We start from the raw sequence: 9,508 nt of genomic DNA, 5'->3' as shown, positions 1-9,508 counted from the left end.
GGCCAGTCATGCCGACGTCGTAAGGATTGTCCCATTCGACGAACTGTTTGCCTCGCAGCGCGTGGACCACGGGTGCCTTGAGCGCTTGCGCCAGCGCAACCACTTCATCATGCGCGCCCGCCGTACCACTACCGCACAACAACGTGACGTCTTTCGATGAATTGAGCAGATCCGCCAAGCGGTCAATATCCGCGGCCGCGGGAATAATCGCCGCTGGGGATACACCGGTCCAGCACCCGACCGCGTGCAAACACTCCTTCAACGCAACGTCTCCCGGCAAAACCACGACCGCGACGCCGCGCTCCTCGATCGCCGTACGCATCGCTCGTTCGAGCACTCGCGGGAACTGTTCCGGATTCTATGGCAATTGATTGGGAAGGGAGAGGTGCTCGAGGATGTGCGGGCGTTGTCGGCAAAGTACGCCGCGTTCGCCCGGCAGAGCCGGAATCTGGCCGTCTGCGAAACAGTGCGGCTCGAGCAGCAATTTGTCGCCAGCCTTCAGGGCAGGGTGACTACCGCGCTGAACCTGGATGACGACACGTTCGACGAAGCAGCCTGTTTCGGCGCTATCACCAACGCGGGCTTCGGCTGTGGCATTGTCTTCTATCACATCATGAAGCAGATGCTCGCCTTCCTCGATGGCCGGTACGCGGAGGCGCTCGACTGCGCAGCACGGGCAGAGTCTGTACTGGGTCCTGCAATGGGTATGCCAATCGAGGCGACCTATTACTTCTTCCATGCAGTTACCTTGGCCGAGCTCTATCCGTCTGCTTCAACGGCTCAACAACAGGACTATGCGCGCAGTCTCCAGGTGGCACTCAAGAAGTATGAACTTTGGGCCGATAGCTGCCCTGAGAACTATCGTAACCGCCACGCGCTGATATCCGCAGAGATCGCGCGCATCGAGGGCCGAGACCTCGATGCCATGCACTTTTATGAGGAGGCCATACGTTCTTCCCAGGAACATGGCTTCATTCAGAACCAAGGGATGGCACATGAACTGGCCGCACGCTTCTATTCGGCGCGCAGCTTCGACGCGATCGCCGACACCTATTTGCGCAACGCCCAGTCGTGTTACGCCCGCTGGGGCGCGGACGGCAAGGTCCGTCAACTCGAACAGACCTATCCGCAACTGCGACGGGAATCGTCGCGTGCAGACAGCACCGTAGCGACTTCAGCAGAGCAACTGGATCTCACCACCGTCGTCAAGGTATCGCAAGCGATATTCAGCGGAGTGGACCTGAACGAACTGCTTCACACTCTGATGATCCTGGCGCTCGAGCATGCTGGTGCCGACCGGGGTTTGCTGATCCTGCCCTGGGGCGACGGCTGGCGCATCGAGGCCGAAGCGACCACGGTGCGGGACACGGTCGAGGTCCGACTTCCGCGTACGCGTCTGATGCCTGGGGCTCTCCCCGAGTCGGTGTTGCGCTACGTCATCCGGACCCGCGACAGCGTGCTGCTCGACGACGCTGCGGACCCAGGCCCATTCTCCGGCGATGAGTACATCACGCGTCGCCGTTGCCAGTCGGTTCTGTGCCTGCCTCTCATCAAGCAGACGACGCTGATCGGTGTCCTCTACCTCGAGAACTGCCTCGCCGCTCAGGTCTTCACGCCGGCCCGCATTGCCGTGCTCAGACTGCTGGCTTCGCAGGCGGCAATTTCTCTCGAGAACGCGCGCCTCTACGCCGACCGCCAGCACGCGGAGGCGCTGCTGGCGGATGCACAACAACTCAGCCACACGGGCAGCTTCGATTGGCACGTCGCCAGTGAGGAGATCTCCTGGTCCGAGGAGAGTTTCCGGATTCTCGGATACGATCCGGACATCCGGCCCACGGTCGAACTGCTGCTTGCCCGGGTGCATCCGGAGGACTCCCCCCTGGTCGAACGGGTGACCGCCCAGGCCGTGCACGACAGACAGGGCTTCGATATCGAATACCGGTTGCTGATGCCGGACCGAACGGTCAAGCACCTGCACGCCGTAGCGCATGTCGTGATGGATGAACCGAAGGCGCTACGGATGGTTGGCGCATTGATGGATGTCACCGTGCGCAAGCAGGCTCACGCAGCGCTGGAGCGCAGTGAGCATCGTTACCGCAGCCTTTTTCGCGATATGCCGGTCGGCCTGTGGCAGACGGAAGCGCAGCCGCTGATCGCGATGATGATGGAGTTGCGGGCGCAGGGCGTGGAGAACCTGTCGGCCTACATTGATGCGCACCCGGACTGGCTGGACCGCGCGCAGGAATTGCTGGTCATCGAAGAGGTCAACAACTACGCGGTGAAGATGTTCGGCGCGCGCGATCGCAGCGAGTTGCTCGGCCCTGTGTCATGGGTCTGGCGCGAGAGTCCCGGAACCTTCCGGCGGGTTGTCGAGAGCCGGTACCGGGGCGAGGAGCACTTTGAGGAAACAACCCGGCTTCCAACACTCGACGGACGGGTCATCGATGTGCAGTTCACCGTAGCGCGCCCCCGCGTGGCTAACGATCTGGGTATCGCGCTGATCAGTCTAGTCGACCTGACGGAGCGCCTGCGCGCCCAGGAGATGCTGGAGCGGTTGCAGGCGGATTTTGCGCACGCTGCGAGCATCTCCATGCTGGGTGAGCTCGCGGCATCCATTGCACACGAGCTGAAACAGCCGCTTGCCGCAATCGTGACGAACGGCCACGCCGTACAACGCTGGCTCGGCAGGCCAGTGCCGGAAATTACAGAGGCGCGCAACTCCAATACCAGCATGGTTGCCGACGCGCATCGCGCTGCAGATATCGTCAGCCGCATCCGTGGCATGGCGACCCGGCAAACGCCCGAGCACAGACCGGTGTGGCTCGACGAACTCATCGACGGAGTGCTGGTGTTCCTGCGTCACGAAGTACAGACGCGCGGCGTCACGGTATCGCATGAGCCGGCCCCGGAAGTGTCGCGAGTGCTGGCCGACCGCGTACAGCTGCAGCAGGTGATCGTCAACCTCGCGGTAAATGCCATGCAGGCGATGGAGCAGGCGCGCAGTCCTAGGCGCAGGATCACGATTCGCACGCTCATGCAGGATCTCGCGACCCTACGTTGCACCGTCGAGGATAGCGGCCCGGGCATTGTCTCTGGCGATCTCGACCAGCTGTTCGAGAGCTTCTTCACCACGAAGCCGAACGGTATGGGCATGGGTCTGCCCATCTGCCGCTCGATCATCGAAGCTCACGGCGGTCGCATCAAGGCAGACAACGATTCGGCGCATGGAGGCGCGCGTTTCTATTTTGAGCTCCCGGCCGCTCTTGTTGCGGGTTGAACCGGGCAGCGACACCGGAAAGCAGAAAGCCCTCACGCTGGAGGGCTTTCATTTTCACTACCGATTTCGAACTCTATTGCAGTGCCTGGTTCAGATTTTCCAATCTTTACCGCACTTTCCAAACTATATTGTCACGCTACAACCTGAAACCTTACGCGAAATTCTTCGCTACAAAGTCCCAGTTCACGATGTTCCAGTAGGCTTCGAGGAACTTCGGACGAGCGTTGCGATAGTCGATGTAGTACGCGTGTTCCCACACGTCGATCGTCAGCAGTGCCTTAGCGTCCGTGGTCAAAGGCGTAGCAGCGTTGCTGGTCGACACGAGGTCGAGCGAGCCGTCCGCTTTCTTCACTAGCCATGCCCAGCCCGAGCCGAACGTGCCGACTGCGGTCTTGGCAAACTCTTCCTTGAACTTGTCGTAGGAACCCCACTTCGCGTTGATCGCGTCGGCGAGCGCGCCCTTCGGTGCACCACCACCTTGCGGCGACAGGCTGTTCCAGAAGAACGTGTGGTTCCACACTTGCGCGGCGTTGTTGAAGACGCCACCTGATGCCTTCTTGACGATCTCTTCGAGCGACAGGTTCTCGAACTCCGTGCCCTTGATCAGATTGTTCAGGTTAGTCACATAGGTCTGGTGGTGCTTGCCGTAGTGATACTCGAGCGTCTCTTCCGACATGTTCGGAGCGAGTGCGTTCTTTGCAAACGGCAGCGGCGGGAGCGTATGTTCCATGGTGCTTTCCTTCTATCTGTGTGTGGGGGGTCAGTCTGAGGATAACGCTGTAGAGCACTCGATTGTAGGCGACTTGGAATAACCCCGCAAACCAACGGCCTTTATGTCGGATATGCGTCAGAAAGCCGCCAGGACAACCGTAACTAGTGCTCACGCAATGCGCGTGCCACGGTCAAAAGTACGTCGACGGACGAACGTCAGAAGTCGTCGGACAGGCGTGCCTGTACATCAGCCAGCGTAATGTCCGCAGCACCCTCTGCAAGATGCACCGTCAGATGACGCCCAGGTTTCAGCGCGGCCGGCGCACGCAGCGCGCGACCATTCTGCGCGTCGAGCACAGCCGCGTAGCCACGCTCTAGCGTGCGTTGTGGACTCAGCACCTCAAGGCGCGCGGCCAGCGTTGCCACGCGCGCTGTGTGCCGTTCATGCTGGCGCAACGCTGCGCCGTCGAGCCGCTGCGCAAGTGCGTTCAACGCAGCACGGTGCGCGGCGGGATCCGGACGCCAGCGCTGCCAGCGCATCTGCAGCAGCGAAAACCGCGCTCGAGCATCGCGCACTGGACGCGCACCCGCTGATCCAAGACGCACACTGAGTTGCTGTAAGTGTGTGCGTTGCCGCGCGAGCCGCTCGGATGGCGAGACCAGCCGGCGTGCGAGCCAGTCGAGTTGTTGCGCACGCCGCTCCATCATGCGGCCAAAGCCGCGTGCGAGCGTGGCATGCCGGTGGTCGAGATCGCGCAACAACAGCACGCGTTGCGGACTGACAAGCTCAGCGGCGCCGGTCGGTGTCGGCGCGCGCACGTCCGCAGCGAAATCGGCAATCGTGAAGTCGGTTTCGTGGCCGACACCGCTCACCACCGGCACGCGGCTTTCGGCAATCGCCCGCGCCAGCACTTCCTCGTTGAAGGCCCACAGGTCTTCAATCGAGCCGCCGCCGCGGCACACAATCAGCACGTCGACCTCGCGCCGCGCATTAGCCGTCTCGACCATCGCCGCCAGTTTCGCGCTGACGCCCACGCCCTGCACCGGCGCCGGATACACGATCACCGGGATATGCGGCGCACGGCGCAACAATGTGGTCAACACGTCGCGCAACGCCGCGGCCTGTAATGAAGTGACGATACCAATTGCCCGCGGATGCGTCGGCAACGGCCGCTTGCGCTCCGCGGCAAACAACCCCTCCGCTTCGAGTTGCGCCTTGAGTTTCAGGAACGCTTCGTAAAGCCGCCCTTGCCCGGTACGGCGCACCGCTTCGACGTTCAGTTGCAATTCGCCGCGCGGTTCGTACATCGTGACAAGCGCCCGCACTTCGATCCGGTCACCTTCGCGCGGCGTGAACTCGGCGTGCTGCGCACGGCCGCGGAACATCACGCAGCGCATCTGCGCCTGCGCATCCTTGATCGAAAAATACCAGTGACCGCTCGCCGCGCGCGTGAAATTCGACACTTCCCCCGCCACCCAGATGAGCGGAAAAGAGCGTTCGAGCATCGTGCTGATGGCACGATTGAGCGCCGACACCGGCACAACGACGTCGCCACCGGGCGCGCCCGAAGACGAAAAAGGACTTTCGGAGTTCATGCGATGAATAGGGATGACAGGCCGGACAGACGATAGACCGAGCGGCCAACCACGTCCAGCGCGTTGTACGAATTGTTAAAAGTGTCCACATGTCGGGAGAAACGTGAAAGGCCTTGTAAGGATGCTTGCGGAGCCCCGTAATGTCGATTTAACCTTTTGATTTATAAAGCATTTATATCTCATATATACCAATGCATGCCGACAAGACCCGCGCCGAATGGCCCTCCCAGCGTCGGCGAAGGCGAGTTCTCCACAAAGTTATCCACAGGCTGTGGAGGCCAGTCCTGCGGCTATCGGGCGGTCGCTTGTGGCCCGGGCGACTTGCGGCGCACGACGCTCGCGCGCTAGAGTGCCGGGTTTTAAGGGCATCATGAGCGACACGCCACCGATGCGGCGCTCGCTATACCCTGTCCTGTTCGTCCCGCCCGGAGAAACGCGTTGATACCTGTCCCGTGTATCGCGTCACCTGAACCGGTGCCGCAGTTGCGATTGCTGCGCACACCGGCGTTGGCCTCATGAGCGAGGTCAAGCACCAACTCGAAACGCGCCTCGCACGCGAATGGCAACAGCGCGGCCCGCTTGCCTGGGCCATGTTGCCGTTTGCCTGCATCTTCGGCACGATCGCCGCGGCGCGTCGCACGGCCTTTGCGCTCGGCTGGTTAAAGGTGGTCCGCGTCGGCGTGCCAGTCGTAGTGGTGGGCAATGTGACGGTCGGCGGGACCGGTAAGACTCCCACGGTCATTGCGCTTGTCGAAGCGCTACGCGTCGCGGGCTTCCAGCCCGGCGTCGTGTCGCGCGGCTATGGCGCTCGGGTCAACCGGCCTACGCCCGTCACGGCGACCTCGGCACCGCAGGACGCCGGCGACGAGCCGTTGCTGATCGCTCGCCGCACCGGTGCGCCGGTCTGGGTCTGTCCTGACCGGGTGGCGGCGGCGCAGGCGTTATGCACGGCGCATCCCGAGGTCGACGTGATCGTCAGCGACGACGGTCTGCAGCACTACCGCCTCGCCCGCGACGCCGAACTGGTGGTGTTCGACCATCGCCTGGGCGGCAATGGCTTCCTGTTGCCGGCCGGGCCGTTGCGCGAGCCGCTGTCGCGCCGCCGCGACGCCACTCTGATCAACAGTCCGTACGAACGCACGCTGCCGCCCTGGCCCAATACCTTCGCGCTCTCGCTCACGCCAGCTGACGCTTGGCATCTTGGCAACCCGGCGCTGCGCCGGCCGCTCGCGCAGTTCAGCGGCGATCGCGTGCTGGCCGCGGCCGGTATCGGCTCGCCGGAGCGCTTCTTCGCAACCTTGCGCGCCGCGGGCGTGAAGCCCGAGACCCGCGCGTTGCCGGACCACTATGCGTTCAGCAGCAATCCATTCGCCGATGTCGACGCAGATGCGATCCTGATCACCGAAAAGGATGCGGTAAAATTGGGGGCCTGGCACGATGCGCGCATCTGGGTCGTCCCCGTTGAAGCTGCGCTCGATCATCGCCTCATTGAATTAGTTGTGGAGAAAGTCCGTGGACGCTCGCCTGCTTGAAATTCTCGTCTGCCCGATCTGCAAGGGCCCGCTCAGCTACGATCGTCCGGCGCAGGAGCTTATCTGCAATGCAGACAAGCTGGCGTATCCGATCCGCGACGGCATTCCCGTGATGCTGGTGGACGAAGCGCGTCAAACGGTTGAAGGCACGCTGGTCGAGCCTTTGCATCCGGCGCCTGGGGCTTGATGCCGTAGCCCTGATGGACTGGAACATTCGGTCCGTTTCGTTGCTTTTTCTGCGCGCGCCTTAGCTAAGGTGCGTCCCGTTCCGCGTCCTCTTCGGCGCCTTCTTTGCGCCCCTTGTTCGGCGCATTTTCCGGTTTTGCCGCCGCGTTTCCCATGACTCAACCCACGTCCGCCGTCCCTGCCGCCCCGCCGTTCATTGCCGTCGTGCCGGCACGGCTCGCCTCGACCCGTCTGCCCAACAAGCCGCTCGCCGATATCGGCGGCAAGCCGATGGTCGTGCGCGTCGCAGAACGCGCGCTGGCCTCGGGTGCACAACACGTGTTGATCGCATCGGATGCGCAGTCGGTCCTCGACGTCGCACGCGAACACGGCATCGAAGCCATGCTGACGCGTGCCGATCATCCGTCGGGCACGGACCGTCTTGCCGAAGTCGCCGCGCATTACGGCTGGAGCGACGACACGATCGTCGTCAACGTGCAGGGTGACGAACCGTTGATCGACCCCGCGCTGGTGTGCGGCGTTGCGTCGCACCTCGCTGCGAGCCACGGCTGTGCCATTGCGACCGCAGCGCACCCGATCACCGACCCGGCCGAGATCTTCAACCCGAACGTCGTCAAGGTCGTGCTCGACGCGCGCGGCGTTGCGCTGTACTTCTCGCGCGCGCCGATTCCCTGGGCTCGCGACGCGTATCAGCCGCACTGGCCGGACGTCGCCGCGATGCCCACGCCGCCGGCGCCCGCCACGGTCTACCGGCATATCGGGTTGTATGCGTACCGTGCAAAGTTTCTGCGCTCGTATCCGACGCTCACCCACTCGCCGATCGAGCAGGTCGAGGCGCTCGAGCAACTGCGTGCCATGTGGCATGGCGAGCGGATCGCCGTACTCGTCACCGGTGAAGTACCACTGCCGGGCGTCGACACCCCTGCGGACCTCGCCCGCGTAAGGTCGTTATTCGGTCCGTCAGCGTAAAAACCCATGGCATAATCAAACGGTTGTGCGCACCATCTGCAATGATCGTTGGCCAGGGTTTGCCCGGTCGTCCCGCCGTTCCCCTTGCAGCGCCGTCGTCCATGACGTGCAGCGCGAGGCGCACTGCGGCCACTTCGAAGCGAGCCCCCTGAGCCCAATGCGCGGATGCCTTAAAGCGTAGCGCCACCCAAGAATTCACATAGATCTGGAGATATCACATGCGTTTGATCCTTTTGGGTGCTCCCGGAGCGGGCAAGGGCACTCAGGCAACGTTCATCAAGGAAAAATTCGGCATTCCGCAGATTTCCACCGGCGACATGTTGCGTGCGGCCGTCAAGGCTGGCTCGCCGCTCGGCGTTGAAGCCAAGCGTTTCATGGATGCAGGCGAACTGGTGTCGGACGAGTTGATCATCAACCTCGTCAAAGAGCGTCTGAAGGAAGCGGATTGCGCCAACGGCTATCTGTTCGACGGTTTTCCGCGCACGCTGCCGCAAGCGGAAGCCATGAAGCAGGCGGACGTCGCCATCGACTACGTGCTGGAAATCGACGTGCCGTTCGACGAGATCATCGTGCGTATGAGCGGCCGCCGCGTGCACGCTGCGTCGGGCCGCACGTATCACGTCAAGTTCAACCCGCCGAAGGTCGCGAACGTCGACGACGTCACGGGCGAACCGCTGATCCAGCGCGACGACGACAAGGAAGAAACCGTCAAGAAGCGTCTGGACGTGTATGTTGCGCAGACCAAGCCGCTGATCGAGTACTACACCACTTGGGCCAAAAATGGCGACGCGTCGAGCAGTTTGAAGCCGCCGCAGTACCGGGCTATTTCCGGCTTGGGCACCGTCGACGAAATCCGCACGCGCGCGTTCGATGCGTTGAAGTGAGTTCGATGATGTGAGGTGGTGAGGCACGCGGGGCTTTGGCGTTTTCCTGGTTCCCCGCATCACGACACGTCAGATCCGCTTCGCCAAGACCCGCCCACATGGGCGGGCTTTTTATTCGCGCTTCGCTTTACGCGTTGCATTCATAGAGGGGCATCCGCACGCTCAAGTTGCTCAGTTATCCCGATCAATTAGACGTCGCGTTCAAGCACCACTCCGGTGCAACCACCCAGCCCTTGTCCTTTCCGCGCTGCAGCACAGCCGTTACAATCGACCATCGAAAAGATATTCGATCGTGACGATTACTGAACTGAAGCAAAGGAGCAGACATGGAGATTAGTGACAATGTATTCCTG

7 protein-coding genes and 1 pseudogene are annotated in these 9,508 nt (G+C 62.3%); 5 read left to right on the top strand and 3 right to left on the bottom strand.

Translation table 11 applies throughout. The features are described 5' to 3' along the window. A pseudogene (locus tag M0954_RS28575) lies at window positions 1-349 on the bottom strand (ubiquinone-dependent pyruvate dehydrogenase); the annotation flags it as partial. A gap of 264 nt (window positions 350-613) precedes the next feature. Between M0954_RS28575 and M0954_RS28570 the strand changes: the two are divergent. Continuing rightward, window positions 614-3,277, top strand: coding sequence for an ATP-binding protein (locus tag M0954_RS28570; protein WP_367279544.1), 2,664 nt, complete (start codon window positions 614-616; stop codon window positions 3,275-3,277). A gap of 151 nt (window positions 3,278-3,428) precedes the next feature. Here the strand turns inward: M0954_RS28570 and sodB are convergent, their stop codons facing one another. Both sodB and xseA read right to left on the bottom strand, forming a co-directional pair. Then, window positions 3,429-4,007 (bottom strand): superoxide dismutase [Fe], encoded by a 579-nt coding sequence (sodB, locus tag M0954_RS28565; RefSeq protein ID WP_297356843.1) that lies wholly within the window; start codon window positions 4,005-4,007, stop codon window positions 3,429-3,431. A 197-nt stretch (window positions 4,008-4,204) separates the two neighbouring features. Further along, the gene (gene xseA, locus M0954_RS28560; protein WP_122153533.1) at window positions 4,205-5,584 is read right to left on the bottom strand and encodes an exodeoxyribonuclease VII large subunit; all 1,380 of its coding nucleotides are present in this window, start codon (window positions 5,582-5,584) and stop codon (window positions 4,205-4,207) included. Window positions 5,585-6,099: 515 nt separating this feature from the next. On the opposite strand from xseA, the gene lpxK reads away from it, so the two are divergent. The 4 genes from lpxK to adk all read left to right on the top strand — a co-directional run bounded on the left by lpxK (window position 6,100) and on the right by adk (window position 9,155). After that, window positions 6,100-7,116 carry a tetraacyldisaccharide 4'-kinase gene (gene lpxK / locus M0954_RS28555; RefSeq protein ID WP_297356842.1) on the top strand — a complete coding sequence of 339 codons (1,017 nt, stop codon included), beginning with the start codon at window positions 6,100-6,102 and terminating at the stop codon, window positions 7,114-7,116. Continuing rightward, complete coding sequence (locus M0954_RS28550) at window positions 7,097-7,303, top strand: Trm112 family protein (RefSeq protein ID WP_122153531.1); 207 nt, start codon at window positions 7,097-7,099, stop codon at window positions 7,301-7,303. Before lpxK ends, M0954_RS28550 begins: the two co-directional genes overlap by 20 nt. Window positions 7,304-7,455: 152 nt before the next feature. Then, complete coding sequence (gene kdsB / locus M0954_RS28545; RefSeq protein WP_297356840.1) at window positions 7,456-8,271, top strand: 3-deoxy-manno-octulosonate cytidylyltransferase; 816 nt, start codon at window positions 7,456-7,458, stop codon at window positions 8,269-8,271. A 218-nt stretch (window positions 8,272-8,489) separates the two neighbouring features. Then, a complete protein-coding gene (gene adk / locus M0954_RS28540) occupies window positions 8,490-9,155 on the top strand; it encodes an adenylate kinase (RefSeq protein ID WP_297356839.1) in 666 nt (221 codons plus the stop codon). Window positions 9,156-9,508: the final 353 nt, after the last annotated feature.

Origin of the sequence: Paraburkholderia sp. (genome assembly GCF_026225065.1) — a bacterium.
Lineage (GTDB): Bacteria > Pseudomonadota > Gammaproteobacteria > Burkholderiales > Burkholderiaceae > Paraburkholderia.
The sequence above is the reverse complement of the archived record's forward strand: the minus strand, read 5'-3'. Positions and strand labels throughout refer to the sequence as shown.

Bases quoted from the DNA above. Each gene is read 5' to 3' on its own strand.
- lpxK (WP_297356842.1), top strand. From the start codon at position 6,100: ATGAGCGAGGTCAAGCACCAACTCGAAACGCGCCTCGCACGCGAATGG.
- kdsB (WP_297356840.1), top strand. From the start codon at position 7,456: ATGACTCAACCCACGTCCGCCGTCCCTGCCGCCCCGCCGTTCATTGCC.
- sodB (WP_297356843.1), bottom strand. From the start codon at position 4,007: ATGGAACATACGCTCCCGCCGCTGCCGTTTGCAAAGAACGCACTCGCT.
- adk (WP_297356839.1), top strand. From the start codon at position 8,490: ATGCGTTTGATCCTTTTGGGTGCTCCCGGAGCGGGCAAGGGCACTCAG.
- xseA (WP_122153533.1), bottom strand. From the start codon at position 5,584: ATGAACTCCGAAAGTCCTTTTTCGTCTTCGGGCGCGCCCGGTGGCGAC.
- M0954_RS28570 (WP_367279544.1), top strand. From the start codon at position 614: ATGAAGCAGATGCTCGCCTTCCTCGATGGCCGGTACGCGGAGGCGCTC.